Source organism: Pseudoxanthomonas sp. z9 (genome assembly GCF_006542425.1).
Lineage (GTDB): Bacteria > Pseudomonadota > Gammaproteobacteria > Xanthomonadales > Xanthomonadaceae > Pseudoxanthomonas_A.
Genome location: NZ_VFID01000012.1, coordinates 252,489 through 277,506 on the forward strand (window position 1 = coordinate 252,489; position 25,018 = coordinate 277,506).

Consider the following 25,018-nt stretch of genomic DNA (forward strand, 5'->3'; position numbering starts at 1 on the left):
CCACCCGGCCCCGGGTGGGCGGACTAGTGGGCGGAGACCCGCGAGAACAACTGGATGACCGCGACCCCGGCCACGATCAGGCCCATGCCGAGCACGGCGGGCAGGTCGAGCGCCTGCTTGAGTACCAGCCAGCCGACCAGGGCGATCAGGACGATGCCGGCGCCGGACCAGATCGCGTAGGCGACCCCGACCGGAACAGTCTTCATCACCTGCGACAGGCAGTAGAAGGCGATGCCGTAGCCGGCCGCCACCAGCAGCGAGGGCCCGAGGCGGGTGAAACCTTCCGCCGACTTGAGCGCGCTGGTGGCGATGACCTCGGCGACGATGGCGACGGCCAGGTACAGGTAACCCGGATTCATGGCGGCGGGACAGGCAGCGTGCGTGGCACGGGACCGGGATGCTAGCCCACGCCGCGGTGAACGCCACCCGACCGGCGGGCGGCCCGCTCCCGCAGGAGCGGCCGCCTGCCGCGCGCCTTGGCCGGGATCAATCCAACTGCAGATCGGCCAGCCGCAGCAGCGCTTCGGCGTACTTGGCGCGGGTGCGCTCGATGACCTCGGCGGGCAGATGGGGACCCGGCGCGGTCTTGTTCCAGTCCAGCGTTTCCAGGTAGTCGCGCACGAACTGCTTGTCGTAGCTCGGCGGGCTGGTGCCGACCTCGTACTGATCCGCCGGCCAGTAGCGCGAGGAATCGGGGGTCAGCATCTCGTCCATGATGTACAGGCGGCCATCGGCGTCGGTGCCGAACTCGAACTTGGTGTCGGCCAGCAGGATGCCGCGCTCGGCCGCGTACTCGGCGGCGTAGCGGTAGATGCGCAGGGTGGCGTCGCGCACGCGCTCGGCCAGCTCGGCGCCCACGGTCTTGACCATCGCGTCGAAATCGATGTTCTCGTCGTGGTCGCCGACCGCCGCCTTGGTGGAGGGCGTGAAGATCGGTTCGGCCAGCCGCTCGGCCTGGCGCAGGCCGTCAGGCAGCTCGATGCCGCTGACCTTGCCGGTGCGCTGGTAGTCCTTCCAGCCGCTGCCGATCAGGTAGCCGCGGGCGATCGCTTCCACCGGCACCGGCTTGAGCCGGCGGGTCACCACCGCGCGCTTCGCGTACAGCGCGGGATCCACGCCTGCCGGCAGCACGCTGGCCACGTCGATGCCGGTCAGATGGTTGGGCAGCAGGTGGGCGGTCTTGGCGAACCAGAAGTTGGAGATCTGGCAGAGCATCTCGCCCTTGCCGGGAATCGGATCCGGCAGCACCACGTCGAACGCGCTGAGGCGATCGGTGGCGACCATCAGCAGGTAGTCGCCGGGCGGCGCGTCGGCGGGCAGGCGCTCGCGGGGGATGTCGAATACATCGCGGACCTTGCCGCGGTGGCGCAACGGCAGGCCGGGCAGATCGGATTGAAGCAACGTCGTCGGCACAAATACTCCTCGGGGAGTCCGGATTTCGGTCGGAAGGGCGCGCGCAGCGCACCCGGAGTCCTCCCCCGCTCCCGTGTCCCGCAAGCCGCCTGGGCGTGCCCGGGACCCGGCCGGGCCGCGTAGTGTACGGCGATGCCGGGCCGCTGTGCCGTAAAATGGCCGCCAATTTCAGGGAAACCCCACCCGGATGAAGCGCTGGTACGGGAAATTGCTCGGATTCATCGCCGGCTGGCTGCTGATGCGGCACCCGGTGGGCGGCCTGATCGGCCTGCTGATCGGCCATGCCTTCGACGAGGACTGGTTCAAGCTGTCCCGGGACAATCCGTACCGGGTGTTCAACCTCACCAGCGACGCCACCGACGCCGAGATCGACCAGGCCTACCGCCGGCTGATTTCCCAGTACCACCCCGACAAGTACGCCGGCGCCGCCGAGGAACTGCGCCGCCAGGCCGAGCGCAAGGCCGGCGAAATCAACGCCGCCTACGACCGCATCAAGACCCTGCGCCGGCGCTGACCGCGTCCGCGCCTTCCCGCCGCACCGACCCGACGAGAGTCCCATGTCCGATTGCCTGATTGCCCCCTCCATCCTGTCCGCCGACTTCGCCAGGCTGGGCGAGGAAGTCGACAACGTGATCGCCGCCGGCGCCGACTGGGTGCACTTCGACGTGATGGACAACCACTACGTCCCCAACCTCACCATCGGCCCGATGGTCTGCCAGGCACTGCGCAAGCATGGCGTCACCGCGCCGATCGACGTGCACCTGATGGTGGAGCCGGTGGATCGGATCATCCCGGACTTCGCCGAGGCCGGTGCCAGCATCATCAGCTTCCATCCCGAGGCCTCGCGCCATGTCCATCGCACGGTGCAACTGATCAAATCGCACGGCTGCAAGGCTGGCCTGGTGCTGAATCCGGCCACGCCGGTGGACGTGCTGGACTGGGTGCTGGCGGATCTGGATCTGGTCCTGCTGATGTCGGTGAATCCGGGCTTTGGCGGGCAGGCGTTCATTCCTTCCGCGCTCGACAAGCTGCGCGCCGTGCGGGAAAAGATCGACGCCTCCGGCAAGGCCATCCGCCTGGAAATCGATGGCGGCGTGAAGGCTGACAACATTGGTGAAATCGCCGCCGCGGGCGCCGACACCTTCGTCGCCGGCTCGGCGATCTTCAACGCGCCCGACTATGCCGACGTCATCCGCCGCATGCGCGAAGCCGTCGCCGCCGCCCGCTGAGTAGAGCGGGGCTCGCTCCGCTGTTCGATGGCTTCCGGCGAAGAGCCGCCGAGCAAGCTCGGCTCCACGCGCGAATGCCGGATGAAAGAAAGGCGGTGACCAACGGCCACCGCCTTCCAGAAGATTGGAGGCTGATCCTGCCTCCGCCCGTCGTCCCTGCTATGACTTTCCAAGCTACCGGCGCCGGATGACATCCGGATGACAATCGGGCGTCGCCACGGCAGGTCCCGCGGTCGCGGCGACGTGTACCGGGATTGACCGGAGCGGGAGTCGGCAAGGACAGCAACGGACCCGCACCACGGCCTGCGACCGCTGTCGAGCCGGCGCTCCGCATCCTCCCGGCACCCGCGCGTTAACCCGGCGGAGCACGCGACCTGCTAGCGTTTGCCATCCTCTTCTTCATCTTCGTTTTTCATGCAGACAGCGCGCTGGCGTCTCATCCTCAATGGCAAGGCGGCGGGCGACGATGCCCTGCGCGCGGCGGTCGCGCACTGGCGCGAGCGCGGGATCACGCTGGAAGTGCGGGTGACCTGGGAAGCCGGTGACGCCGAACGCCACGTATCCGAAGCAATCGCCGAAGGCGTGGACACGTTGGTGGCCGCCGGAGGCGACGGGACCCTGAGCGAGGTGGCGACCGCGCTGGCCCATCGCGAGGAAACCGCCGACGCGCTCCCCACGCTGGCCCTGGTGCCGATGGGCACGGCCAACGACTTCGCCACCGCCGCCGGCATCCCGCCCGAGCCCGCGGACGCGCTGGGGTTGGCGGCCGCCGAACCCGCGGTGGCGATCGATCTGCTGAGGATCGACGCCGGCGACGAGGTCCACTGGTGCGCCAACCTGGCCAGCGGCGGTTTTGGCACGGAAGTGACCGTGGAAACCGATGAAGGCCTGAAGAAAGTGCTGGGCGGGCTGGCCTATCTGGTCACGGGGGTTGCCCGTCTCGGCCGCATCGAGCCGACCGTGGCGGAACTGCGCGGCCCGGACTTCGCCTGGGGCGGCGAATTCATCGCCCTGGGCATCGGCAACGGGCGCCAGGCCGGCGGCGGACAGGCGTTGTGTCCGGATGCCCTCGCCAACGACGGGCAACTCGATCTGACCATCGTGCCGACGCTCAACGGAGAAGTGGGCGCGACCGTGGGAACCCTGCTGACCCAGGGCAAGCGCGAGGCGCTGGAGCGGATCGCCACGCATGCGCGTCTGCCATGGGTCGAGTTGTCGGCGGCCGAACCCGTCACCCTCAACCTCGACGGCGAACCGGTGCGTTCGCGGCATTTCCGCATCACTTGCGTCCCCGGCCGTCTGCGCATGCACCTGCCACCCGATTGCCCGCTGCTGGCGCGCACCTGATCCGGCGTCTGTCGGATGACGGCGGACGCTTGAGGGAGCAACACGCTCCACCACGACGACATCCGGAACCTTCCCCGTCGTCCCAGCGAAAGCCGGGACCTATTTTGCTTCCGGCTTCAGGGGGCCTTCGGGCGAACGGATCAAGGCAGAGGCCGATGGATCCGGGCTTTCGCCGATGACGGCGGCTCCGGCCGCTCGGCCATACCCGGACTTCGCTGGCATGGAGGTCAGAAGTTCCTGAGCGCCGTCCCCGCGCGGGCGGGGCTCGTCTTGCCCAGTGATCCACGACCACGAGGACTGGCCGCCTGGCCCGGCCATCGGGTAGAGTAGCCCCGTGTTCAGCCAGACGACCCCGCTTTCCGTTTCTTCCGCACGCCGCTGCTGGCGATGGTGGCCCGTTGCCGTCGTCTGCCATGCCCCCGCGTCCCGGAAGGAAAGCCGTCTTGATTTCGCTCGAGCAGTTCCAGCGCCACGCCGCTGAAGGTCACACCCGCATCCCCGTTGTCCGTGAAGTGCTGTCCGACCTGGACACGCCGCTCTCGGTCTACCTGAAACTCGCCGACGCCCCGCATACCTACCTGTTTGAATCGGTGGAAGGCGGCGAGCGTTTCGGCCGCTATTCGATCATCGGCCTGCCGGCGCGGCGGGTGATCAGCTTCCACGGGCACACGCTGGAAATCCACGAACGCGGCGAACTCGTGGAACGCCGCGAAGTGGCCGACCCCTTTGCCGAGGTCGAGTCCCTGCGCGCCGCGCATACCGTGCCGCGACTGGACGGTCTGCCGGGCTTCACCGGAGGCCTGGTCGGCTGGTTCGGCTTCGAGTGCATCGGCTACATCGAGCCGCGCCTGAGTGGCGGCGACAAGCCGGACGAGCTCGGTACGCCCGACATCCTGTTGATGCTGTCGGAAGAACTGGCGGTGTTCGACAACCTCAAGGGTCGCCTGTACCTGATCGTGCACGCGGATCCGCGCGAGGACGGCGCCTGGGAACACGCGCAGGCGCGCCTGGACGCGCTGACCGCCAAGCTGCGCCAGCCCGGCGCGGGCTATCCGGTGCCGATCACCCGCGACGTGCTTGATGAGAGCCATTTCGTTTCCGGTTTCACCCGCGAGGGCTTCATCGCCGCGGTGGAGAAATCCAAGGATTACATCCGTTCCGGCGATATCTTCCAGGTGGTGCTGTCGCAGCGCCTGAGCGTGCCGTTCAGCGCGCGCCCGGTCGACGTCTACCGCGCCCTGCGCGCGTTGAATCCGTCGCCCTACATGTACTTCCTCGATGTGGGCGACATCCAGGTGGTCGGTTCGTCGCCGGAAATCCTGGTGCGCCTGCAGGAAGGCGAAGTCACCGTGCGTCCGATCGCCGGCACCCGTCCGCGCGGCCGCACCCACGACGAGGACCTGGCGCTGGAAGCCGAACTCCTGGCCGATCCCAAGGAACGCGCCGAACACCTGATGCTGATCGATCTCGGCCGCAACGATGCCGGTCGCGTCTCCGAGGCGGGAACCGTGCAGGTGGGCGAGCAGTTCGTCATCGAACGCTACAGCCACGTCATGCATATCGTCAGCGAGGTGACCGGCCGGCTGCTGCCGGGCCTGAGCTATGCCGACGTGCTGCGCGCGACCTTCCCGGCCGGCACCGTCAGCGGCGCGCCGAAGATCCGCGCGCTGGAAGTGATCCGCGAGCTGGAACCGATCAAGCGCAACGTCTACGCCGGCAGCATCGGCTACATCGGCTGGCACGGCGATGCCGATACCGCCATCGCCATCCGCACGGCGGTGATCAAGGACGGCCGCCTGCACGTGCAGGCCGGCGCCGGCATCGTCTACGACTCGGATCCGGACAAGGAATGGGACGAGACGATGAACAAGGGCCGCGCGCTGTTCCGCGCGGTGGCCGAAGCGGCGAAGGGATTGTGAGAATCCACGGGACGAAGGAGTTGTACCGATGCGAATGATGAATCGATTGTTGTGGGCGATGGTGTTCCTGTCCGCCCCGATGCTGGCCGCCGCGCAGATGAATGCCTTGCCGGCCCTGCCGCATCTGTTGGTCAAGGGGCAGGGCACGCGCACGGTGGTGCCGGATCGCTTCACTGTTTCCCTGGACCTGCAGGTGACTGACCTGGACACCGACGCCGCCAGGCGGAAGGTGCAGGCCAGCGCCGCCCAGGTCATCGAGGCCTTCAAGCGCAACCAGGTGATCGAAGACTCCCTGCAGGCATCCTCCCTGAGTGTTTCCCCTGACTATGATTGGCGCGACAACAAGCGGGAGTTCAAGGGAAGCCAGGTGCGCCGGAAGGTCCTTGGAACCTTTTCCCGGTTGGAAGATACGCAGGCTTTCCTGGCGCAAATCAAGGCCAGTCCCGAGCTCCAGATCGCCAGTCTCGAACCGGGCTACTCCGCAGAGGCCGGCTTGCGCGGGCAGCTCAAACGCGAAGCCGGTGAGCAAACCCGGCATACGGCCGAGCAGCTGGCCAAGGCATACGGTACCCGGATTCGTGGCCTGTACAGCATTTCCGATGTGGCTCCGGATTTTGCCTATGGCGTGCAAGCGGGAACATGGCCCAGTGGTCCCGTGGCGGCCATGGAGCCCAGGCCGGCCGATACCTACCTGCCGCCGGCTCCCGCGGCACCGCCGCTGCAGGCGGAAAGCCTCGCGGCCGGCACCCTCACCTTCACCGAAAACGTGTACGCGATCTTCCTGATCGCCCCCTAGCCCCGCATTCCTCTTTCCATCGAAAGAGGGGAGTCTCCCATGCTCCTGATGATCGACAACTACGACAGCTTCACCTACAACCTCGTGCAGTACCTGCAGTCGCTGGGCGCCGAGGTGAAGGTGGTGCGCAACGATGCGCTGACGGTGGACGAGATCGCCCGCCTGCGGCCGGAACGCATCGTCATTTCACCCGGCCCGTGCACGCCCAACGAGGCCGGGGTTTCGCTGGAAGTGATTGAGCGGCTCGGACAGGCCACCCCCATCCTCGGCGTGTGCCTGGGCCACCAGGGCATCGGCCAGGCTTACGGCGGCAAGGTGATCCGTGCCGGCCAGATCATGCACGGCAAGACCTCGCGCATCCGTCACGAGGGTCGGGGCGTGTTCGCCGGTTTGCCGGATGCCTACGAGGCCACCCGCTACCACTCGCTGGTGGTGGAACGCGGCTCGCTGCCCGACGCGCTGGAAATCACCGCCTGGACCGAGAACGAGGACGGCTCGTTCGAGGAGATCATGGGGCTGCGGCACCGCGAGTTCCCGGTCGAAGGCGTGCAGTTCCACCCTGAGTCCATCCTGACCGAGCATGGCCACGCCCTGCTCAAGAATTTCCTTGAACGATAGCGCCACCGGCCGGCCGTCCCACGCCGCCAACCAGCCACGCGGGAACCACATCATGCCCCTCACTCCCCAGGAAGCGCTGCAACGGACCATCGAGCATCGCGAAATCTTCCACGACGAGATGGTCGACTTGATGCGCCAGATCATGCGCGGTGACGTGTCGCCGACGATGACCGCGGCCATCCTTACCGGCCTGCGGGTCAAGAAGGAAACCGTAGGCGAGATCGCCGGCGCCGCCACGGTGATGCGCGAGTTCTCGCGACCGGTGCCGATCGCCGACACCCGCCACCTGGTCGACATCGTCGGCACCGGTGGCGACGGCTCGCACACCTTCAACATTTCGACCTGCTCGATGTTCGTGGCGGCCGCGGCCGGCGCCAAGGTCGCCAAGCACGGCAACCGCAGCGTGTCGTCCAAGTCCGGCAGCGCCGATGTGCTGGAAGCACTGGGCGCGGCGATCGAACTGCAACCGGAACAGGTGGCGAGTTCCATCGAACAGGCCGGCATCGGCTTCATGTTCGCGCCGGTCCATCATCCGGCGATGAAGGTGGTCGCCCCGGTCCGCCGCGAAATGGGCGTGCGCACCATCTTCAACATCCTCGGTCCGCTGACCAATCCGGCCGGCGCGCCCAACATCCTGATGGGCGTGTTCCATCCCGACCTGGTCGGCATCCAGGCGCGGGTGATGCACGAACTGGGCGCCGAGCGTGCGCTGGTGGTGTGGGGCCGGGACGGCATGGACGAATTGTCGCTGGGCGCCGCCACCCTGGTCGGCGAACTGCGCGATGGCGTGGTGCGCGAATACGAAGTGCATCCGGAGGATTTCGGCATCGCCATGTCCGCCAGCCGCAACCTGCGCGTGGCCGATGCCGCCGAGTCGAAGGCGATCCTGCTGGGCGTGCTGGACAACAAGCCCGGACCGGCACGCGATATCGTCGCGCTCAATGCCGGGGCGGCGCTGTACGTGGCCGGCGTGGCCGACAGCATCGAGGACGGCATCGTCCGCGCACGTGAAGCCATCACCGACGGTCGCGCGGCCGCGCGGCTGCAATCCTTCGTCGAGACCACCCGGCGCCTGGCCGGGGAAGGGAAGTAGACATGGCAGGCAACGGTTTCGCCCAGCTCCCCAAGCCGCCGTACTACGCGGTGATCTTCTCCTCGCAGCGCAACGCCAGCGACGACGAGGGCTATGGTGCGATGGCCCAGCGGATGGTCGAACTGGCCGCGCAGCAGCCGGGCTTCCTGGGCGTCGAATCCACCCGCGGGGCCGACGGCTTCGGCATCACCGTGGCCTACTGGGACAGCGAGGACGCGATCCGCGCCTGGCGGCAGCATGCCGAGCACACCGCGGCGCGGGAGCAGGGCCGGCGCGACTGGTACGATCACTTCGAACTGCGCGTGGCCAAGGTGGAACGCGCCTACGGCTGGGATCGCGGCTAGGACTTCCCGCGCCGCCGCACCACCGAAGACTGGACATTGATCGGAACCCCATGAGCGACATCCTCAACACCATCCTCGCCCGCAAGACCGGGGAAATCGCCGAGCGCAGCGCCCGCGTGCCGCTGGCCGAACTGGTCGCGCGTGCCGCCGACGTGCCCGACACGCGCGGCTTCGCCGATGCGCTCAACGCGATGATCGCGCAGGGCGACCCGGCGGTGATTGCGGAGGTGAAGAAGGCCAGTCCGTCCAAGGGCGTGATCCGGCCCGACTTCCGCCCGGCCGACATCGCGGTGAGCTACGAGTTCGGCGGCGCGGCCTGCCTGTCGGTGCTGACCGACGTGGATTTCTTCCAGGGCGCCGACGACTACCTGCGGCAGGCACGCGAGGCCTGCACGCTGCCGGTCCTGCGCAAGGACTTCACCATCGATCCCTACCAGGTATACGAAGCGCGCGTGCTGGGGGCCGACTGCATCCTGCTGATCGTCGCCGCGCTGGATGACAACCAACTGGTCGATCTGTCCGGCCTGGCGATGCAGCTGGACATGGACGTGCTGGTGGAAGTGCACGATATCGACGAGCTGGAGCGTGCCCTGCAGGTGCCGGTGCCGCTGGTCGGCATCAACAACCGCAACCTGCGCACCTTCGAAGTCTCGCTGGAGACCACGTTGGCGATGAAGGACGCGGTGCCGCGCGACCGGCTGCTGGTGACCGAGAGCGGCATCCTGGTGCCGGACGATGTGGCACGGATGCGCGCGGCCGGGGTCAACGCGTTCCTGGTCGGCGAGACCTTCATGCGCGCGGACGAACCGGGCGAGGCGTTGCGTCAGCTATTCTTCGCGTCATGAGCGACCAGCCCTATCCGAAGCCGCACGCGGACGCGCCGCTGGTGGTGTTCGACTTCGACCATACCCTCTACGCCGGCGATTCCGGCGGCCATCTGGTGACCTGGCTGCTCCGGCGCAACCCCCTGCGTGCGACCGTGGCGATCCTGGCCTCGGTGGTGCTGGGACCGATGGTGGCCTTCCTGCCCACCCGCCGCTACGGGATTTCCGGCTATATCTGGATCGGCACGTTCGGCCTGCACGGTCGCCGAAGTTTCGACTCGCTGATCGATCGCTACGTCGCCACCCATCGCGACGAGGTGCGGCAGCGGCTGCTGCCGGTGGCGCTGGAGGTGTTCCGCCAGCATCGCGCGTCCGGTGACCGGGTGGTGGTGGCCACCGGCGCGCCGCCGGAACTGGCGCGGGCGATCCTCAGCTTCGTTGCCCACGAGGACGTGCCGGTGGTCGGCACCGCGGTGGGGCCGCGCCTGGGCGCGGTGGTTGCGACCCGCCATTGCCACAACGAGGAAAAGATGCGGATGCTGCGCGAACGCGGCTATGGCGAAGTCGCCGTGGCCTATTCGGACAGCAGCGCCGACCTGCCGTTGCTCAAGGCCGCGCGTGCGCCGGTGGTGGTGAACCCCAAGCCGGCCCGCATCGAGATGTTCCGGCGCGTGTTACCGGCGGGCACGCCAATCCTCAATTGGGGCTGCCGGGATCGCGGCGGCGAACCGGTGGCCTGAGCGGGACCTCGACCGCCCGATCAGAGTCTTTCCGGCGTCTTCCAGTCCCTGATCAGGTCCGCCAGGTCGTGGTGGACGAAGTCCTCGTACTCGCCTGCGTCGTAGAAGCGCCCGTAGCAGTTCTTGCAGCTTTCGAACCAGATGTGCGGCTGCTGCGGGTCAACCATCCGCACCAGGTCCCACTGGCCGATGCAGACCGGGCACTTGATCCGGTCGACCTCGTTGCACTTTTCGCCCATCGCCGGATCGCCGGTGTCGATCTCGTCGGCGCGTTCCTTCAGCAGCTCGTGGGTATGCATGTCGAACCACAATCCCCGGCAGTGCGTGCAGCGATGCACGTCGGCCTCGGGCAGGTTCAACCGTTCCATCGCGTGGTGGCACTTGGGGCATTGCATGGCGGGGTGGCTCGCGGCGGGAAACGTGGCGGATACGTTAGCGGGCGCCGCCCGGCTTGCCCAGCACTCAAAACAGCCAGGCCGCGCCGATGTGGTACAGGCTGATGCACAGGACCAGCACCCCGACCACGGTCAGCACGACCCGCTCGGGCACATGGCGCACCAGGTAGGCCGCCAGGGGTGCGGCGAGCACGCCGCCAATCAGCAGGCCCAGCACGATTTCCAGGTGCTGCAGGCCGATGGTCAGGAAGAACGTCAGCGAGACGGCAAGGGTGATCACGAACTCGGCCGCGTTGACGGTGCCGATGGTGGTGCGCGCCTTGCCGCCACCAGCGAGCAGGGTCGAGGTCGCCAACGGGCCCCAGCCGCCGCCGCCGCTGGCATCCAGCAGTCCGGCGAAGAAGCCCAGCACCGGCACCCGCTGGATCTGCTTCTTCGGCATGAAGCGGCCGAACGAGCGCAGCAGGATCAGGATCGACAGCAGCAGCAGGTACAGGTAGACGAAGGGGCGGATGGCCTCGCCCGGCAGCCGGGTGAGCACGTAGGCGCCAATCACTCCGCCGACCGCGCCGGACACGGTCAGGCGCCAGAACAGGCGCTTGTCGATGTTGCGGAAGTAGGCGTGCGAGGCGCCCGAGACGCCCGTGGTGAAGACTTCGGCCGTGTGGACGCTCGCGCTCACCGCCGCCGGCGGCAGGCCCATGCCCAGCAGGATCGACGAGGAGACCAGCCCGAAGGCCATGCCCAGCGCGCCATCCACCAGCTGCGCGCCCAGGCCGATGAGGATGAACCAGTAGAACTCGCTTCCAAACGCCATCCAGCGCTTCCCGTGGGGCAGGAATGCCCGTTTGCGGGGTCAGGATAACCGGAGGCGGGGAGACCGGGTCCATCCGGACCCGGCGGAGCAATCAATGTGACCCGTCAGCGCGTTCCGTACAGCACCACGGTCTTGCCGCGGGCGTGCAGCGTACCGTCGGCCTGCAGCTTCTTCAGCACGCGGCCGGCCATCTCGCGGGAGCAGCCCACCAGGCGGGCCAGTTCCTGGCGCGACACGCGCAGCTGGGTGCCCTGCGGATGGCTCATTGCCTCCGGTTCGCGGGCCAGGTCGTGCAGGGTGCGCACGATGCGGTCGGTGACGTCCAGGAACGCCAGCCGGCTGGCTTTCCTGCTGGTATCCAGCAACCGGCGCGACAATTGCGCGCCGATGGCGTAGAGCAGCTTGGGCGCGTCCGCGGACAGCGAGCCCAGGAACAGCTGGTGCAGGCGCTCGTAGCTGATCTCGGCCAGTTCGCACTGGGTCCGGGTGCGCAGGATGACTTCCCGCCGGTCGGACTCGATGAACAGCCCCATCTCGCCGACGAACTCGCCGCCGCCGAAATAGCCGAGCACCAGCTCGCGGTCGTCATCTTCTTCCGTGATGATGCTCACGGAACCGCTGACCACATAGTAGAGTGTGCCGGCGGGATCCCCCGGGCGGAACACATCGGCCCGCGCGGGATAGCGTCGGCGATGGCTGTGGGCGAGGAAACGCTCGATCGTGGCTGCATCCGGCGTCAGCGGGCTGGCGGCGGTGCGAGCGGGGGCGGAAAGAGGCAGGCCAGGGCTCATGATGGTCGGGGCGGTGAATTCAGGAAGCTTAGTCCCAATACGCCCCGGACGGCAAACCCGGGCCATGCAAGCGCCGGGCCAAACCCGCGTCGGCCGGCCGTCGGCCCCGGACATTTCGTTGTCACGTCGTTTGCCCCATAATTCCGCCCCTTCCCCATGACCCCCAGAGAGGGACCGCTGCCGTGGTAAAACCACTGCCTCGCCTCAGGCTGCAAGGTTTCAACAACCTCACCAAGGCGCTGAGCTTCAACATCTATGACGTGTGCTACGCCGTTTCCGAAGACGAGCGCCAGCGCTACATCGAATACATCGACGAAGAGTACAACGCCGATCGCCTCACCCAGATCCTGACGGATGTGGCGGAGATCATCGGTGCCAACATCCTCAACGTGGCCCGCCAGGACTACGACCCGCAGGGTGCGTCGGTGACGATCCTGATCTCCGAAGAACCGGTGATCGACAAGAAGCAGGCAGGCAAGGAGATCATCTCCGATGCGGTGGTGGCGCACATGGACAAGAGCCATATCACCGTGCACACCTATCCGGAGACCCATCCGCAGCACGGCATCGCCACGTTCCGCGCCGACATCGACGTCGCCACCTGCGGGGTGATTTCGCCGCTGAAGGCGCTGAACTACCTGATCGAGAGCCTGGAGTCCGACATCGTCATCATGGACTACCGGGTGCGCGGCTTCACCCGCGACGTGAAGGGCAAGAAGCACTACATCGATCACAAGATCAACTCGATCCAGAACTTCCTGGCGAACAACATCAAGTCGCGCTACGAGATGTTCGACGTCAACGTCTACCAGGAAAACATCTTCCACACGAAGATGCACCTGAAGGACTTCGACCTGGATCAGTACCTGTTCGAGGAAAAGGCCAAGAACCTGTCGTTCAAGGAACGGATGAAGATCGAAGCGCTGCTCAAGCGCGAGATCGAGGAACTGTTCCACGGGCGCAACCTGTCCGAGTAATCGGCGGGCCCGCGCCGGTTACATCCGGTTCGGGGGCGCGGGTTCACACTGGCGCGCAAATCAGGCGGGACGACCCGCCCGCGGCCCGCAAGCCGCGAAAGCAGGACCGACGGCGGTCCGGAGCGAAAGTTCCGGGCCGCTTTTTCGTTGGCGGCTCGGGCACAACCTGGAGGAAAGACGCATGGCGTGGGTATATCTGGTGCTGGCCGGCCTGCTGGAAGTGGTGTGGGCGATGGGCCTGAAGTATTCGGAAGGTTTCAGCCGGCTGTGGCCGAGCCTGATCACGGTGGTCGCGATGGTGGCCAGCTTCTGGCTGCTGGCGACGGCGCTCAAGCAGATCCCGCTGGGTACCGGCTATGCGATCTGGGTGGGCATCGGCGCGGTCGGCACCGCCCTGCTGGGCATGCTGGTGCTGAAGGAGCCGGCCACGGTCGCCCGGCTGGTCTGCATCGGTCTGATCGTCGCTGGCATCGCCGGCCTGAAGCTGACCTCGAACGGATAGGTCAGCCGGCCGGCCTCGCGCTCCCGGCCTCGACCGGGAGCGGGGAACCGCGTTCCGGTGGGCCGGGGGCCGCCCTACAGGCGGTAGGCGACCGTCTTCATGAACCGGGAGGCGGCCGCCATCAGACTGGGGATGGGCTGCGGCAGCACCCGGGCGCCGGCGTGCTCGGCGTGTTCGGCGTGGCGCGCCTCGTCGGCCTTCATCACCTTGAGGATTTCGCGGCTGCGCAGGTCCGCTTCCGGCAAGGTTTCCAGATGTTCATCCAGGTGGGCTTCGACCTGATGCTCGGTTTCCACCACGAACCCCAGGCTCCAGCCGTCGCCGCGCAGGCCCGCCAGTGCCCCCAGCGTATAGCTGCCGGCGTACCAGAGCGGATTGAACAGGCTCGGCCGGCTGTCCAGTTCGCGCAGGCGATCGGCGCACCAGGCCAGGTGGTCGGTCTCTTCCTGGGCGGCTTCCAGCAGATGGGCCTTGGTCGCCTCGTCGCGTGCGACGGCGGCCTGGCCGAAATACAGCCCCTGCGCGCAGACCTCGCCGACATGGTTGATCCGCATCAGTCCGGCCGCGTGGCGGCGTTCGCCGGCGTCGAGTTCGACCTCCGGGGTGTCGCCAGCGGGGTTGGACCGGTGTGCCGGCGGGTTGCCGAACACGGTTTCCAGCGCGCGCTGGGTCTCGATGAGGAACTGGTCCAGCGGGGTATGCAGGCGGAGCGGACGCATGGGGGGCGGGGCGGCAGTGAGGGGTGGGCGGATTCTCGCCCCCGCCGCTTCCCCTGCCAACCCGGCCCGCGCCGCCGCCAGGATGAGGCCAGGGCCGACTTGCATGCCGGTCATCCGGGCAGTACAATCCCGCTTCTTTCGTTCCACCCTTCACAACGCGCGGCAAAGTTCCGTCGGCTCCGCCGGCGCAATCCGCCCGACCAATCACCTCAGAGTTACGTCATGAAGACCTTCACCGCAAAGTCCGAGACCGTCCAGCGCGACTGGTATCTCGTCGACGCCACCGGCAAGACGCTTGGCCGTCTGTCCACCGAACTGGCCCGCCGCCTGCGTGGCAAGCACAAGCCCGTTTACACCCCGCACGTCGATACCGGCGATTACCTCGTGGTGATCAACGCCGAGAAGATCGCGGTGACCGGCAACAAGCTGGCCGACAAGAAGTATCACCGCTTCACCGGTTACATCGGCAACCTGAAGACGGAAACCCTGGCGCAGGCGCTGGAACGTCATCCGGAGCGCGTGATTGAAACCGCAGTGAAGGGCATGCTGCCGAAGGGTCCGCTGGGCCGCGACATGTACCGCAAGCTCAAGGTCTACGCCGGCCCGAATCATCCGCACGCCGCTCAGCAGCCGCAGGTCCTGGACATCTAATCATGGCTATCACTCAGAACTACGGCACCGGCCGTCGCAAGTCTTCCACCGCCCGCGTGTTCCTGCGCAAGGGCACCGGCAACATCACCGTCAACGGCCGTCCGCTGGACGAGTTCTTTGGCCGTGAGACCGCGCGCATGATCGTGCGCCAGCCGCTGGAATTGACCAAGAACACCGAGAATTTCGACATCGTCGCCACCGCTTCCGGCGGCGGCACCACCGGCCAGGCCGGCGCCATCCGCCTGGGCATCGCCCGCGCGCTGGTGGAATATGACGAAACCCTGAAGACCGAGCTGCGCAAGGCCGGCTTCGTGACCCGCGACGCCCGCGAGGTCGAGCGCAAGAAGGTCGGTCTGCACAAAGCACGTCGTGCAACCCAGTTCTCGAAGCGCTAAACTACGCTCCACACGTTTTACAGCCCCGTCGCCAAGCGGTAAGGCACCTGACTCTGACTCAGGCATTCGGTGGTTCGAATCCATCCGGGGCTGCCAATTCGAAGACCGCTCACCCTGGCTCCGCCAGGGGAGCGGAATCCAGCAAAAGCCCGCCTCGTGCGGGTTTTTGCTTTTGCCGAGGACCTTGCGATGGTCGCGACGTTCCTGCCGCCCTTCATCCCCGCCGCGCAATTGCTGCCGCAGATGCGCCAGCGCGGCTATGCCGTGCTCGAACCGGCTGCCGTCGGCGAGCTGTGCGGTTTTCCGGTCCCGGCCCTGGACGTGTTCAAGCCGGACTGGGACCACCTGGCGGTCGATGAGTACCTGAAGGACGGCGGCCGCTACCGGCGACGGCGGCATTCCTGCTTCGTCGTCGAAGGCGACGAACTGGGCCAGGTGCCGCATCGCGCGCACTGGCAGTCGCTGGACTACAACGCACTGCACGGCGGCATGCGCCGCTGGTTCGAGCCGATGCGCCCGGAGACGGCAGGCCACCCGTTGTGGCGACACCTGCTGATGGCGCTGGGCCGGGTCTGCTCCGAGCTGAAAGGTGCGCGTGCCTGGCATGTCGAGGCCCACCAGTTCCGCATCGACACCACCGACGGCATCGGCCGCCCCACGCCCGAGGGCGCCCACCGCGACGGCGTGGATTTCGTGGCGGTGATGCTGGTGGATCGGGTCGGCATCAAGGGCGGCGAAACCCGCGTGTTCGAGGCGGCCGGCCCGGACGGGCAGCGCTTCACCCTGGAAGCGCCCTGGTCACTGATGTTCCTGGATGATGCCCGGGTGATCCACGAATCCACCCCCATCCAGCCCGTTGAAGGGCAGGCGGGTCACCGCGATACGCTGGTACTGACTTTCCGCGCGGATGGCTTCCAGGGCGACTGACAGCGTGGCGCACGGGTAGTTACAATTGAAACCATAATCAGTAGAGGTCCGCAGAGCGATGAAACTGGGTTCGTTGAAGGAAGGCGGCCGCGACGGCACGCTGGTGGTGGTGTCCCGTGACCTGGCCCGCGCCGTGCGCGCGACCGGCATCGCCCCGACCCTGCAGCAGGCGCTGGAGGATTGGTCCAACGTGGCGCCGCGCCTCAATGCCCTGTCCGAGTCGCTCAACCATGGCGACGCCGACGGGGTGTTCGATCTGGATCACAAGGCGCTGGCCGCGCCGCTGCCGCGCGCCTACGAATTCGTCGACGGCAGCGCCTACCTGCCGCATGTCGAACGCGTCCGCCGTGCCCGCAACGCCGAAGTGCCGAAAAGCTTCTACACCGACCCGCTGATGTACCAGGCCACCAGCGCCGGCTTCCACGGCCCGCGCGATCCGGTCCGGGTGGTCAGCGAGGACTACGGCATCGATCTGGAAGCGGAAATCCTCGTGGTCACCGACGACGTGCCGATGGCGGTCACTCCCGAGCAGGCCGCAGGACACATCCAGCTGATCGGCCTGGTCAACGACGTATCGCTGCGCAACCTGATTCCGCCGGAACTGGCGAAGGGCTTTGGCTTCCTGCAGTCCAAGCCGCGTTCGGCGCTGTCGCCGGTGTTCGTCACGCCCGACGAACTCGGTGACGTGTGGCGCGGCAACAAGGTGCACCTCCCGCTGCTGACCCATATCAACGGCGAGTGGTTCGGTGCGCCGGAGGCCGGCGTGGATATGCAATTTGATTTCGCCCAACTGGTCGCACACGCCGCCAAGACCCGCCCGCTGTCGGCCGGGACCTTGGTGGGTTCGGGCACGATCGCCAACGAGGATGTCTCCAAGGGGGCGTCCTGCTTTGCCGAGCGGCGCACGGTGGAGACCCTGCGGGACGGCAAGCCGAGCACGCCGTTCATGAAGTTCGGTGACGTGGTTCGCATTGAAATGCTGAACAGTGACGGCGATTCCATTTTTGGCGCAATCGAGCAGCGCATCGAGCCCCAGTCCTTGCCTTGAGCCGGCCGGCGAGCGCAAATGGACCAGACTGTCGCGTAGGGGGGCTCATGGGCGTTCGGCAACAGGGAAGGCGAAATGAGGCGGAACGGAGTTTCCGCCATGGGTGAGCAACTGAAGCTCTATTCGTATTGGCGCTCCAGTGCGGCCTATCGCGTCCGCATCGGGCTGAATCTCAAGGGCCTGGCCTACGAGACGATTCCGGTCCATCTGGTCCGCGAAGGCGGGCAACAGCACCATCCCGATTACGTCGCCAAGAATCCGCAGCACCTGGTACCCACCCTGCTGCACGGGACCCGGGTGATCCGGCAATCGCTGGCGATCCTCGAATACCTCGACGAGGCCTGGCCGTCCCCGCGGCTGCTGCCGATGACCGCGCGCGATCGCGCGCGGGTGCGCGCGCTCGCGCAGATGGTCACCAGCGACATCCATCCGCTCAACAACCTGCGCGTGCTCCAGTACTTCGAGAACACCTGGCACGTCCCGCATTCCGAGCGCGACGACTGGATCAAGCATTGGATCCTGGAAGGGTTTTCCGCCATGGAGACGCTGCTGTCGGGGGATGCGGCGACCGGCGCCTACTGCCACGGGCAGACGCCGGGCATGGCCGATTGCTGCCTGATCCCGCAGATCTTCAATGCCCGCCGGTTCGGCGTGGACATGGAGGCGTTCCCGACCCTGGTCAGGATCGAACAGGCCTGCCTCGCGCTGCCGGCCTTTGACCTGGCGCGCCCGGAAAAGCAGCCCGACGCGCAGCCCTGAGGCGGCCGAGCGCGGGTTTCCCCCGAACGGCGGGTGACGCGCATTGGCGGAGCGAGCTCCGCCCCATGTCAGCCGAAGCCGTGGGTGATGCGCGGGGACGAGGACGCGCCCGGAGTGGAATTCTCGTAGTCCGCGTACGGATCGTGTTCGCCCTGGCTGCCTTCCGAAAGGCGGAACTTCAACGCCAGCCCATCGCGCGAGTCCGCGGCGCGCAGCGCCTCCTCCTGCTCGATCTGGCCTTCCTTCGCCATCCGGAACAGGCACTGGTCGAAGGTCTCCATGCCTTCCTCCAGCGATTCCTCCATCGCCTGCTTGATCTCGTGGACCTGGCCGCGGCGCAGCAGGTCGCGGATCATCGGCGTGTTGATCAGCACTTCCGCGGCCGGCAGGCGGCGCCCGTCCACGCCCTTGACCAGGCGTTGCGACACCACCGCGCGCAGGTTCAGCGCCAGGTTCATCAGCACGTTCTTGTGCGCGCTTTCCGGGAAGAAATTGAGGATGCGTTCGATGGTCTGGTCGGCGTTGTTGGAATGCAGCGTCGCCAGGCACAGGTGGCCGGTTTCGGCAAAGGCGATGGCGGCCTCCATCGTGGTCGCGTCCAGGATTTCGCCGATCAGGATCACGTCCGGCGCTTCGCGCATCGCGTTCTTCAGCGCGTTGTGGAAGGCATGGGTATCCAGGCCGACCTCGCGCTGGTTGACGATCGACTGCTTGTGCTTGTGCAGGTACTCGATGGGGTCCTCGATGGTGAGGATGTGCCCGGTGGTGTTGCTGTTGCGGTGGTCGATCATTGACGCCAGCGTGGTCGACTTGCCCGAGCCGGTGGAGCCCACGATCAGGACCAGCCCGCGCGGGGTCATGATGATGTCCTTGAGCACCGGCGGCAGGTGCAGGTCCTCGATGGACGGGATCACGCTGCGGATGGCGCGGATCACCATGCCGACCTCGCCGCGCTGCTTGAACACGTTGACGCGGAAGCGACCTGCGTCCTGCAGGGCGATGGCCATGTTCAGTTCCAGCTCGCGCTCGAACACGGGCACCTGGCCCTCGTCCATCAGCGAGTAGGCAATCTTCTTGACCATGCCCGGCGGCAGGCCGGTATTGCCCAGCGGATAAAGCTTTCCCTCAATCTTGATATAGACCGGCGCCCCGGTGGTCAGGAACATGTCCGAGGCGTTTTTCTCGGTCATCAGCTTCAGGAAGTAGCCGATGTCCATGTGCGAGCATCCCCATTTGTGGCGGCCACCGTTGCAACGGGGGCGCAGGCTTCCGACAATGGCCGCGCGATCCCCTGATACGTCACGGCACCCAGATGATTCGTAGCTTCGCACAAATCCGCTTGCCCCTGTATGTGATGGTGGCCGCACTCACGGTCGCTGGCGGGGCGGCGTTCCCGATCCGGGCCCAGACGGCGACCACGCCGGAACTGGAAACCGCGCGTCAGGCGGTGGAGCGCGCGGACCAGGCCGACGCCGATCAGTACGCTCCGGACCGCATGGCCATCGCACGCCAGTTGCTCGCCCAGGCCCAGGCCGCGCAGAGCAGCCGCGACAAGAAGCTGGCCCTGGACCTGGCCATCCGTGCGGCGGCCGATGCCGACGTGGCGCGCGCGCTGAGCCTGGAGGCGGTGGCGAACGCCGACCTGCAGCAGCGACGCGCCGAAATCGCGGATCTCCAGCGCAAGCTCGGCATGGAGGGCGGCCAATGAACCGCAACCCACGCCGAGCGGGCCTGTTGATCCTGCTGCTGTCGCTGCCGGCCGGCGCATTGCTGGCCGCGGACAATCCCGTCGTCATCCAACTGGGCCAGCGCCTGGCGGCATTGCGCGCCAATCCCGAATACGCCGAATTGGCGGCCTTCGAACGCCTGCAGGCCCAGCAGGCCATCAGCGAGCTGGCCGAGGCCCGGCGCAGTGTCCGCGAGCGGGCCCAGTACGTGGCCGAGCGGCGGGTGGAGATCGCCGAAATCGCCACCCGCACCCAGGCCGCGCAGCGCGAAGCCGGACGCCTCGATCGCACCCGCAGCGAGCTGCTGGTGGAAGCCAGCCGGCGCGAGGCCGAACGCGCCCGGCAGGAAGTCGAGCGCATGCGCATCCAGGCGCAGATCCAGGCCGAGGAAGCCGAGCGCCTGCGCCAGGCCGCCGAAGCCGAAACCCTGGCCCGTCAGGACGCCGAACTGGCCTTGACCAGCGTGGCCGGGCAACAGAGCGCCAAACTCAGCGCCGCCCGGCAGAAGGAAGCGCGGCTGGCCCGCGAGGAAGCCGAACTGGTGTCCGGGACCAAGCTGCCGGCTTCGAAGTTCGAGGCGCGCGGCGAGGTCTTCACCCTGCCTGCGAGTGCGTTCGCCGGCGGCTCGGCCAAGCTGTCGGAAGCGGGCCAGTCCAGTGCCTCTGCATTGGCCGCCTACCTGCAGGCCAGCCCCAAGGCCAAGGCCCGGATCGAGGGTTTCGGCGACAAGCAGACCCCCGGCCAGCGCCGCGCCGACGCCTTGCGCGATGCCCTGGTCGCGGCAGGCGTGTCCAAGGGCCGGATCCAGGCCGCCGGCAAGGGCAACGGTTCCAGCAGCAAGGCGGCGGAGATCGTGGTCACGCAGTAGTTTTGTTTTTAAAAACAAAGACCTGCACGAAAAATGGGGCGTTCCGGACGAACAGTCTGAACGCCCCGTTTGCCGTTCTTGCCCTGTCGGATCAAGGACTTGTGAAGGGGCTTGTCGGGTATGGAGACGAGGAGTAGGGTCATATACCCAAGCGACCCCCGTCGCTTGGCTCACCGGAGAGTCGAGCCGATGACGCTGTCCAAAGCCCCAGAGGAGAACGCCCCCGACGGCCAGGTCCGTGCGGGTGTTCCCGGTGGAGGCGCCCGCCATCCCGCTTCGACGTTCCGCTCCCAAGCCAACGCCCCGAGCCTGCCCAGGCCGGGGCGTTCGTTTTTCCGCTGAAGGAGGTACTCCCCATGTTCGAAGGTCAACCGCAGACTGAAATCGACGCACTGATCAAGACCGACCCGGAATTCAAGCAGCTGTACCAGCGCCATCGCGAACTCGACAAGAAGGTCACCGATGCCGAGCTGGGCGTGCTGCCCATCGACGACAATCTGCTGGGACAGATGAAGCGCGAGAAGCTCGCGACCAAGGAACGACTGATCCGCATCTACGACGCGAAGCCGCACTGACCCACGACCCGCTCCATCGTCGCGGGCGGCGGCGGCCTCCTCGTCGGCCGTCGCCGCCCGCGTCACTCGATGCGATAATCCGGGCTCCATCACGATCCGTGAGCGCGAGTCCGCAATGGCGATTCAATCTTCCGTTCTCCAGCTGATCGGCAACACGCCGATGATCAAGGCCCAGCGCCTCGATACCGGCGTCTGCGAGCTGTTCCTCAAGCTGGAAAGCGCCAACCCCGGCGGATCCATCAAGGATCGCATCGGCCTGTCGATGATCGAGGCCGCCGAAAAGCGCGGCGATCTGAAGCCCGGCGCCACCCTGGTCGAGGGCACCGCCGGCAACACCGGCATCGGCCTGGCGCTGGTCGCCCAGCAGAAGGGCTACAAGCTGATCCTCGTCGTCCCGGACAAGATGAGCCGGGAAAAGATCTTCAATCTCAAGGCGATGGGTGCGGAAGTCGTACTGACCCGCTCGGACGTGGCCAAGGGACATCCGGAGTATTACCAGGATCTTGCCGCCCGCATCGCCAGCGAGACGCCCGGCGCCTACTTCATCAACCAGTTCGGCAACCCCGACAATCCGGCCGCGCACGAATTCGGCACCGGTCCGGAAATCCTGGCCCAGATGGAGGGGAAGCTGGATGCGCTGGTATTCGGCTGCGGCAGTTCCGGCACCATGACCGGCCTGTCGCGCGCGTTCGCCAAGGATGCCCCGGGTGTCGAAATGGTGCTGGCGGATCCGGTCGGTTCGATCCTGACCCAGTACATCAACGAAGGCACCCTCAGCGAGAAGTCCGGTACCTGGCTGGTGGAAGGCATCGGCGAGGATTTCCTGCCGCAGATTTCCGATTTCAGCCGGGTGAAGAAGGCTTACTCCATCAGCGATCGGGAAAGCTTCCTGACCGCCCGGGAACTGCTGGCGAAAGAGGGCATCCTCGGTGGCTCCTCCACCGGTACCCTGCTGGCCGCGGCCCTGAAGTACTGCCGCGAGCAGACCACGCCCAAGCGCGTCGTGGTGCTGGTGCCGGACACCGGCAACAAGTACCTGTCCAAGATGTACAACGACTACTGGATGCTGGACAACGGCTTCATCGAACGCCCCCAGTACGGCGACCTGCGTGACCTGATCCTGCGCCCTTACAGCCAGCGGGACACCGTGGTGGTCAGCCCGACCGACCTGCTCACCACCGCCTACCAGCGGATGAAGCTGTACGACGTGTCCCAGCTGCCGGTCATGGAAGGCGACAAACTGGCCGGGATCGTCGACGAAAGCGACGTGCTGCTGCACGTCTACGGCGACGAGGCCCGCTTCCGCGACCCGGTGTCCACCGCCATGGTCAGCAAGCTGGATCGCCTGGACGTCCGCTCCCCCATCGAAGCCCTGCTGCCGGTGTTCGACCGCGGCCAGGTGGCCATCATTACCGACGGCGACACCTTCCTGGGCCTGATTACCCGGATCGATTTGCTGAACTACCTGAGGCGCCGGGCGCAGTAGCCGCCCGGGGTCTCCCGGAACCGCGTGAAAAGGACGGTACGTTAAGCCGCGACTGCTAGAATTCGCGGTCGGTTTGAAAGGAACAACTATGTCGGACTCCAAGCCCAATGGCGGGGGAGAAGCCTCCTACGCCCTCGGCACGCTGGCCATCCATGGCGGACAGGCTCCCGATCCGAGCACCGGGGCGGTAATGCCCCCGATCTACGCCACCTCGACCTACGCCCAGGCCAGCCCGGGTGTGCACCAGGGCTTCGAGTACTCACGGACCCACAATCCCACCCGGTTCGCTTACGAGCGCTGCGTAGCCGCGCTTGAAGGCGGTACCCGCGGTTTCGCTTTCGCCTCCGGCATGGCCGCCACCTCCACGGTGCTGGAACTGCTGGACAGTGGCAGCCATGTAATCGCCATGGGCGATATCTATGGAGGCAGCTATCGGTTGTTCGAGCGAGTGCGCAAGCGCAGTGCAGGGCTTGAGTTCAGTTTTGTCGACCTGACCGATCCCGTCGCCTTCGAGGCTGCCATTCGCCCGAACAGCCGGATGGTCTGGATCGAAACCCCGACCAACCCGATGCTCAAGATCGTCGACATCCAGGCGATCGCCGAGGCCGCCCGCAAGCGCGGGCTGATCGTGGTGGTGGACAACACCTTCGCCTCGCCAATCCTGCAACGACCGTTGCAACTCGGCGCGCACATCGTCATGCATTCGGCCACCAAGTATCTCAATGGCCACTCGGACATGGTCGGTGGCATCGCCGTGGTTGGAGACGACAACGCGCTCGCCGAGCAGATGGCGTTCCTGCAGAACTCCATCGGCGCGGTGCAGGGACCGTTCGACAGCTTCCTGGCCCTGCGTGGCCTGAAGACTCTGCATCTGCGCATGAAGACGCATTGCGAGAACGCGATGGCATTGGCCGAGTGGCTGCAAGGCCAGTCGGTAATCGACAAAGTCATCTACCCCGGCTTGAAGTCACATCCTCAGCACGCATTGGCCAGCCGACAGATGCATGGCTATGGCGGCATCATGTCGATCGTACTGAAGGGAGGTTTCGAGGCCGCGCGCAAGGTCTGCGAAGGTACTCACCTGTTTACCCTTGCGGAATCACTCGGTGGTGTGGAGAGCCTTATCAATCATCCGGCAGTGATGACACATGCGTCGATTCCGTTGGAGCGACGCACCGCATTGGGGATAAGCGATGGATTGGTGCGCTTAAGCGTGGGTATCGAGATCATCGAAGATCTCAGGAATGAACTTCAGCGGGTGTTCTCTTGAATTCAATGTGGAAAGACTTGTTGGCCAGCTTGAAGGAGCCGGAATTCTGGGCGTACTCATGTTGGCTGGATATCGTGACCAAGTATCGTCGCTCAAGGCTTGGTCTGCTTTGGCTTCTCATTCCGCCGCTAATCTATGTGCTGGGAGTTGGGTTCTACTTCTCCAAACTGCAGGGGATTCCGCCGCTGGATTTCATCCCGCATCTGGGCTTGGGATATCTTCTTTTCCGCCTGCTGATGACGGTCATCGTTGAATCGTGCAGCATCCTCACGAACAACTCCAGTTTCATTCTGGATGGCCATGGGCGGCTAACGGATTTCGTGATGCGTGTGGTGGCGAAAGGAATTTTCTACTTTGTCGTCGCCATCCCCGTGCTTCTCGTAGCGCTCTTGCTCTCTCCGAAATTCCAGGTTATCGGGTTAGCCACTGTGCTTCCCGCGACCCTGCTCTTGTTGATAAATGCAGTGTGGATAGGCATGGCCGTAGCACTGCTGGGTGCGCGCTTCCCGGATATCCACGAGCTGATGGCCAGCGTGTTTATCTTTGGCTTTATTCTCACGCCTATTCTGTGGAGTGCTTCGGCGGCGCCGATGGGAACAATCCATGGCACCTTCATGAGGATTAATCCTTTGTTCCATTTGATAGAACTGGTACGTGCGCCATTGCTTGGAGAACCCATGGAGACGATGAGCTATGTCTACCTGGCTGTTTTCACTGTCGCCGGCTGGATCATTACGTCAATCCTCTATCGACGCTATGCGCGCTTCGTTCCACTTTGGGTTTGAAAA

Annotated in this window: 30 protein-coding genes and 1 tRNA gene; 24 read left to right on the top strand and 7 right to left on the bottom strand. The window is 66.1% G+C overall.

What is annotated here, in order from left to right; genetic code table 11:
- Positions 1-23 precede the first annotated feature (23 nt).
- Positions 24-359, bottom strand: a complete 336-nt coding sequence (locus FG323_RS15210) for an SMR family transporter (RefSeq protein WP_141455552.1) — start codon at positions 357-359, stop codon at positions 24-26.
- A gap of 127 nt (positions 360-486) precedes the next feature.
- Positions 487-1,413 carry a phosphoribosylaminoimidazolesuccinocarboxamide synthase gene (locus FG323_RS15215; protein ID WP_141455553.1) on the bottom strand — a complete coding sequence of 309 codons (927 nt, stop codon included), beginning with the start codon at positions 1,411-1,413 and terminating at the stop codon, positions 487-489.
- Positions 1,414-1,600: 187 nt separating this feature from the next.
- Here FG323_RS15215 and FG323_RS15220 point away from each other — a divergent pair, with 187 nt between their 5' ends.
- From FG323_RS15220 to FG323_RS15265, 10 genes are all read left to right on the top strand, one after another.
- Positions 1,601-1,927 carry a DnaJ domain-containing protein gene (locus tag FG323_RS15220; RefSeq protein ID WP_141455554.1) on the top strand — a complete coding sequence of 109 codons (327 nt, stop codon included), beginning with the start codon at positions 1,601-1,603 and terminating at the stop codon, positions 1,925-1,927.
- Positions 1,928-1,970: 43 nt separating this feature from the next.
- Positions 1,971-2,642 (top strand): ribulose-phosphate 3-epimerase, encoded by a 672-nt coding sequence (gene rpe / locus FG323_RS15225; RefSeq protein WP_141455555.1) that lies wholly within the window; start codon positions 1,971-1,973, stop codon positions 2,640-2,642.
- A gap of 414 nt (positions 2,643-3,056) precedes the next feature.
- Positions 3,057-3,989 (top strand): lipid kinase YegS, encoded by a 933-nt coding sequence (gene yegS / locus FG323_RS15230; RefSeq protein ID WP_141455556.1) that lies wholly within the window; start codon positions 3,057-3,059, stop codon positions 3,987-3,989.
- A 443-nt stretch (positions 3,990-4,432) separates the two neighbouring features.
- Complete coding sequence (gene trpE, locus FG323_RS15235; RefSeq protein WP_141455557.1) at positions 4,433-5,908, top strand: anthranilate synthase component I; 1,476 nt, start codon at positions 4,433-4,435, stop codon at positions 5,906-5,908.
- A 37-nt stretch (positions 5,909-5,945) separates the two neighbouring features.
- On the top strand, positions 5,946-6,704 hold the full coding sequence (locus tag FG323_RS15240) for an SIMPL domain-containing protein (protein WP_255470203.1): 759 nt from the start codon (positions 5,946-5,948) through the stop codon (positions 6,702-6,704).
- Positions 6,705-6,743: 39 nt separating this feature from the next.
- A complete protein-coding gene (locus FG323_RS15245) occupies positions 6,744-7,322 on the top strand; it encodes an aminodeoxychorismate/anthranilate synthase component II (RefSeq protein WP_141455559.1) in 579 nt (192 codons plus the stop codon).
- Positions 7,323-7,374: 52 nt separating this feature from the next.
- On the top strand, positions 7,375-8,415 hold the full coding sequence (gene trpD / locus FG323_RS15250) for an anthranilate phosphoribosyltransferase (RefSeq protein ID WP_141455560.1): 1,041 nt from the start codon (positions 7,375-7,377) through the stop codon (positions 8,413-8,415).
- Between the two features lie 2 nt (positions 8,416-8,417).
- Entirely contained in the window at positions 8,418-8,759 is a 342-nt protein-coding gene (locus tag FG323_RS15255) for an antibiotic biosynthesis monooxygenase (RefSeq protein ID WP_141455561.1), read from the top strand.
- A 50-nt stretch (positions 8,760-8,809) separates the two neighbouring features.
- Complete coding sequence (gene trpC / locus FG323_RS15260) at positions 8,810-9,604, top strand: indole-3-glycerol phosphate synthase TrpC (RefSeq protein ID WP_141455562.1); 795 nt, start codon at positions 8,810-8,812, stop codon at positions 9,602-9,604.
- Positions 9,601-10,323 (top strand): haloacid dehalogenase-like hydrolase, encoded by a 723-nt coding sequence (locus FG323_RS15265; RefSeq protein ID WP_141455563.1) that lies wholly within the window; start codon positions 9,601-9,603, stop codon positions 10,321-10,323. Before trpC ends, FG323_RS15265 begins: the two co-directional genes overlap by 4 nt.
- A gap of 20 nt (positions 10,324-10,343) precedes the next feature.
- Here FG323_RS15265 and FG323_RS15270 read toward each other — a convergent pair whose 3' ends face one another.
- The 3 genes from FG323_RS15270 to crp form a co-directional block, all read right to left on the bottom strand.
- Entirely contained in the window at positions 10,344-10,718 is a 375-nt protein-coding gene (locus tag FG323_RS15270) for a zf-TFIIB domain-containing protein (protein WP_141455564.1), read from the bottom strand.
- A 67-nt stretch (positions 10,719-10,785) separates the two neighbouring features.
- Positions 10,786-11,535 (bottom strand): sulfite exporter TauE/SafE family protein, encoded by a 750-nt coding sequence (locus tag FG323_RS15275; RefSeq protein WP_141455565.1) that lies wholly within the window; start codon positions 11,533-11,535, stop codon positions 10,786-10,788.
- Between the two features lie 104 nt (positions 11,536-11,639).
- On the bottom strand, positions 11,640-12,326 hold the full coding sequence (crp, locus tag FG323_RS15280) for a cAMP-activated global transcriptional regulator CRP (RefSeq protein WP_141455566.1): 687 nt from the start codon (positions 12,324-12,326) through the stop codon (positions 11,640-11,642).
- Positions 12,327-12,508: 182 nt separating this feature from the next.
- Between crp and speD the strand changes: the two genes are divergently transcribed.
- Both speD and sugE read left to right on the top strand, forming a co-directional pair.
- On the top strand, positions 12,509-13,303 hold the full coding sequence (speD, locus tag FG323_RS15285; RefSeq protein ID WP_141455567.1) for an adenosylmethionine decarboxylase: 795 nt from the start codon (positions 12,509-12,511) through the stop codon (positions 13,301-13,303).
- A 181-nt stretch (positions 13,304-13,484) separates the two neighbouring features.
- On the top strand, positions 13,485-13,805 hold the full coding sequence (gene sugE / locus FG323_RS15290; RefSeq protein WP_141455568.1) for a quaternary ammonium compound efflux SMR transporter SugE: 321 nt from the start codon (positions 13,485-13,487) through the stop codon (positions 13,803-13,805).
- A gap of 74 nt (positions 13,806-13,879) precedes the next feature.
- On the opposite strand, the gene coq7 is transcribed toward sugE, so the two are convergent.
- Positions 13,880-14,524, bottom strand: coding sequence for a 2-polyprenyl-3-methyl-6-methoxy-1,4-benzoquinone monooxygenase (gene coq7 / locus FG323_RS15295; protein WP_141455569.1), 645 nt, complete (start codon positions 14,522-14,524; stop codon positions 13,880-13,882).
- Positions 14,525-14,746: 222 nt separating this feature from the next.
- Between coq7 and rplM the strand changes: the two genes are divergently transcribed.
- The 6 genes from rplM (at position 14,747) to maiA (ending at position 18,304) form a co-directional block, all read left to right on the top strand.
- A complete protein-coding gene (rplM, locus tag FG323_RS15300; protein WP_141455570.1) occupies positions 14,747-15,175 on the top strand; it encodes a 50S ribosomal protein L13 in 429 nt (142 codons plus the stop codon).
- A 2-nt stretch (positions 15,176-15,177) separates the two neighbouring features.
- Complete coding sequence (gene rpsI, locus FG323_RS15305; protein WP_141455571.1) at positions 15,178-15,570, top strand: 30S ribosomal protein S9; 393 nt, start codon at positions 15,178-15,180, stop codon at positions 15,568-15,570.
- A gap of 21 nt (positions 15,571-15,591) precedes the next feature.
- Positions 15,592-15,666: transfer RNA gene (locus tag FG323_RS15310), tRNA-Gln, on the top strand.
- Positions 15,667-15,759: 93 nt separating this feature from the next.
- Positions 15,760-16,497: a 2OG-Fe dioxygenase family protein gene (locus FG323_RS15315; protein WP_141455572.1), complete on the top strand. Its 738-nt coding sequence runs from the start codon at positions 15,760-15,762 to the stop codon at positions 16,495-16,497.
- Between the two features lie 58 nt (positions 16,498-16,555).
- Positions 16,556-17,545, top strand: a complete 990-nt coding sequence (locus FG323_RS15320) for a fumarylacetoacetate hydrolase family protein (protein ID WP_141455573.1) — start codon at positions 16,556-16,558, stop codon at positions 17,543-17,545.
- Between the two features lie 99 nt (positions 17,546-17,644).
- A complete protein-coding gene (maiA, locus tag FG323_RS15325) occupies positions 17,645-18,304 on the top strand; it encodes a maleylacetoacetate isomerase (protein ID WP_141455574.1) in 660 nt (219 codons plus the stop codon).
- 68 nt (positions 18,305-18,372) lie between these two features.
- Here maiA and FG323_RS15330 read toward each other — a convergent pair whose 3' ends face one another.
- On the bottom strand, positions 18,373-19,521 hold the full coding sequence (locus FG323_RS15330; protein WP_141455575.1) for a PilT/PilU family type 4a pilus ATPase: 1,149 nt from the start codon (positions 19,519-19,521) through the stop codon (positions 18,373-18,375).
- Positions 19,522-19,616: 95 nt separating this feature from the next.
- On the opposite strand from FG323_RS15330, the gene FG323_RS15335 reads away from it, so the two are divergent.
- From FG323_RS15335 to FG323_RS15360, 6 genes are all read left to right on the top strand, one after another.
- Entirely contained in the window at positions 19,617-20,012 is a 396-nt protein-coding gene (locus tag FG323_RS15335; protein ID WP_141455576.1) for a DUF4398 domain-containing protein, read from the top strand.
- Positions 20,009-20,899 carry an OmpA family protein gene (locus FG323_RS15340; RefSeq protein WP_141455577.1) on the top strand — a complete coding sequence of 297 codons (891 nt, stop codon included), beginning with the start codon at positions 20,009-20,011 and terminating at the stop codon, positions 20,897-20,899. The genes FG323_RS15335 and FG323_RS15340 overlap by 4 nt, the downstream gene beginning before the upstream one ends.
- Positions 20,900-21,255: 356 nt before the next feature.
- Positions 21,256-21,474: a YdcH family protein gene (locus FG323_RS15345; protein ID WP_141455578.1), complete on the top strand. Its 219-nt coding sequence runs from the start codon at positions 21,256-21,258 to the stop codon at positions 21,472-21,474.
- A 115-nt stretch (positions 21,475-21,589) separates the two neighbouring features.
- The gene (locus FG323_RS15350; RefSeq protein WP_141455579.1) at positions 21,590-22,960 is read left to right on the top strand and encodes a pyridoxal-phosphate dependent enzyme; all 1,371 of its coding nucleotides are present in this window, start codon (positions 21,590-21,592) and stop codon (positions 22,958-22,960) included.
- Positions 22,961-23,048: 88 nt separating this feature from the next.
- Positions 23,049-24,230 (top strand): PLP-dependent aspartate aminotransferase family protein, encoded by a 1,182-nt coding sequence (locus FG323_RS15355; RefSeq protein ID WP_141455580.1) that lies wholly within the window; start codon positions 23,049-23,051, stop codon positions 24,228-24,230.
- A gap of 20 nt (positions 24,231-24,250) precedes the next feature.
- Positions 24,251-25,015, top strand: a complete 765-nt coding sequence (locus FG323_RS15360) for an ABC transporter permease (RefSeq protein ID WP_181444254.1) — start codon at positions 24,251-24,253, stop codon at positions 25,013-25,015.
- Positions 25,016-25,018 lie beyond the last annotated feature (3 nt).

Excerpts from the sequence above, each read along its gene's own strand:
- FG323_RS15210 (WP_141455552.1), bottom strand. The coding sequence starts at position 359 with ATGAATCCGGGTTACCTGTACCTGGCCGTCGCCATCGTCGCCGAGGTC.
- FG323_RS15220 (WP_141455554.1), top strand. The coding sequence starts at position 1,601 with ATGAAGCGCTGGTACGGGAAATTGCTCGGATTCATCGCCGGCTGGCTG.
- rpe (WP_141455555.1), top strand. The coding sequence starts at position 1,971 with ATGTCCGATTGCCTGATTGCCCCCTCCATCCTGTCCGCCGACTTCGCC.
- yegS (WP_141455556.1), top strand. The coding sequence starts at position 3,057 with ATGCAGACAGCGCGCTGGCGTCTCATCCTCAATGGCAAGGCGGCGGGC.
- FG323_RS15240 (WP_255470203.1), top strand. The coding sequence starts at position 5,946 with ATGAATCGATTGTTGTGGGCGATGGTGTTCCTGTCCGCCCCGATGCTG.
- FG323_RS15245 (WP_141455559.1), top strand. The coding sequence starts at position 6,744 with ATGCTCCTGATGATCGACAACTACGACAGCTTCACCTACAACCTCGTG.
- trpD (WP_141455560.1), top strand. The coding sequence starts at position 7,375 with ATGCCCCTCACTCCCCAGGAAGCGCTGCAACGGACCATCGAGCATCGC.
- FG323_RS15255 (WP_141455561.1), top strand. The coding sequence starts at position 8,418 with ATGGCAGGCAACGGTTTCGCCCAGCTCCCCAAGCCGCCGTACTACGCG.
- trpC (WP_141455562.1), top strand. The coding sequence starts at position 8,810 with ATGAGCGACATCCTCAACACCATCCTCGCCCGCAAGACCGGGGAAATC.
- FG323_RS15265 (WP_141455563.1), top strand. The coding sequence starts at position 9,601 with ATGAGCGACCAGCCCTATCCGAAGCCGCACGCGGACGCGCCGCTGGTG.
- FG323_RS15270 (WP_141455564.1), bottom strand. The coding sequence starts at position 10,718 with ATGCAATGCCCCAAGTGCCACCACGCGATGGAACGGTTGAACCTGCCC.
- FG323_RS15275 (WP_141455565.1), bottom strand. The coding sequence starts at position 11,535 with ATGGCGTTTGGAAGCGAGTTCTACTGGTTCATCCTCATCGGCCTGGGC.
- crp (WP_141455566.1), bottom strand. The coding sequence starts at position 12,326 with ATGAGCCCTGGCCTGCCTCTTTCCGCCCCCGCTCGCACCGCCGCCAGC.
- sugE (WP_141455568.1), top strand. The coding sequence starts at position 13,485 with ATGGCGTGGGTATATCTGGTGCTGGCCGGCCTGCTGGAAGTGGTGTGG.
- coq7 (WP_141455569.1), bottom strand. The coding sequence starts at position 14,524 with ATGCGTCCGCTCCGCCTGCATACCCCGCTGGACCAGTTCCTCATCGAG.
- rplM (WP_141455570.1), top strand. The coding sequence starts at position 14,747 with ATGAAGACCTTCACCGCAAAGTCCGAGACCGTCCAGCGCGACTGGTAT.
- rpsI (WP_141455571.1), top strand. The coding sequence starts at position 15,178 with ATGGCTATCACTCAGAACTACGGCACCGGCCGTCGCAAGTCTTCCACC.
- FG323_RS15315 (WP_141455572.1), top strand. The coding sequence starts at position 15,760 with ATGGTCGCGACGTTCCTGCCGCCCTTCATCCCCGCCGCGCAATTGCTG.
- FG323_RS15320 (WP_141455573.1), top strand. The coding sequence starts at position 16,556 with ATGAAACTGGGTTCGTTGAAGGAAGGCGGCCGCGACGGCACGCTGGTG.
- maiA (WP_141455574.1), top strand. The coding sequence starts at position 17,645 with ATGGGTGAGCAACTGAAGCTCTATTCGTATTGGCGCTCCAGTGCGGCC.
- FG323_RS15330 (WP_141455575.1), bottom strand. The coding sequence starts at position 19,521 with ATGGACATCGGCTACTTCCTGAAGCTGATGACCGAGAAAAACGCCTCG.
- FG323_RS15335 (WP_141455576.1), top strand. The coding sequence starts at position 19,617 with ATGATTCGTAGCTTCGCACAAATCCGCTTGCCCCTGTATGTGATGGTG.
- FG323_RS15340 (WP_141455577.1), top strand. The coding sequence starts at position 20,009 with ATGAACCGCAACCCACGCCGAGCGGGCCTGTTGATCCTGCTGCTGTCG.
- FG323_RS15345 (WP_141455578.1), top strand. The coding sequence starts at position 21,256 with ATGTTCGAAGGTCAACCGCAGACTGAAATCGACGCACTGATCAAGACC.
- FG323_RS15350 (WP_141455579.1), top strand. The coding sequence starts at position 21,590 with ATGGCGATTCAATCTTCCGTTCTCCAGCTGATCGGCAACACGCCGATG.
- FG323_RS15355 (WP_141455580.1), top strand. The coding sequence starts at position 23,049 with ATGTCGGACTCCAAGCCCAATGGCGGGGGAGAAGCCTCCTACGCCCTC.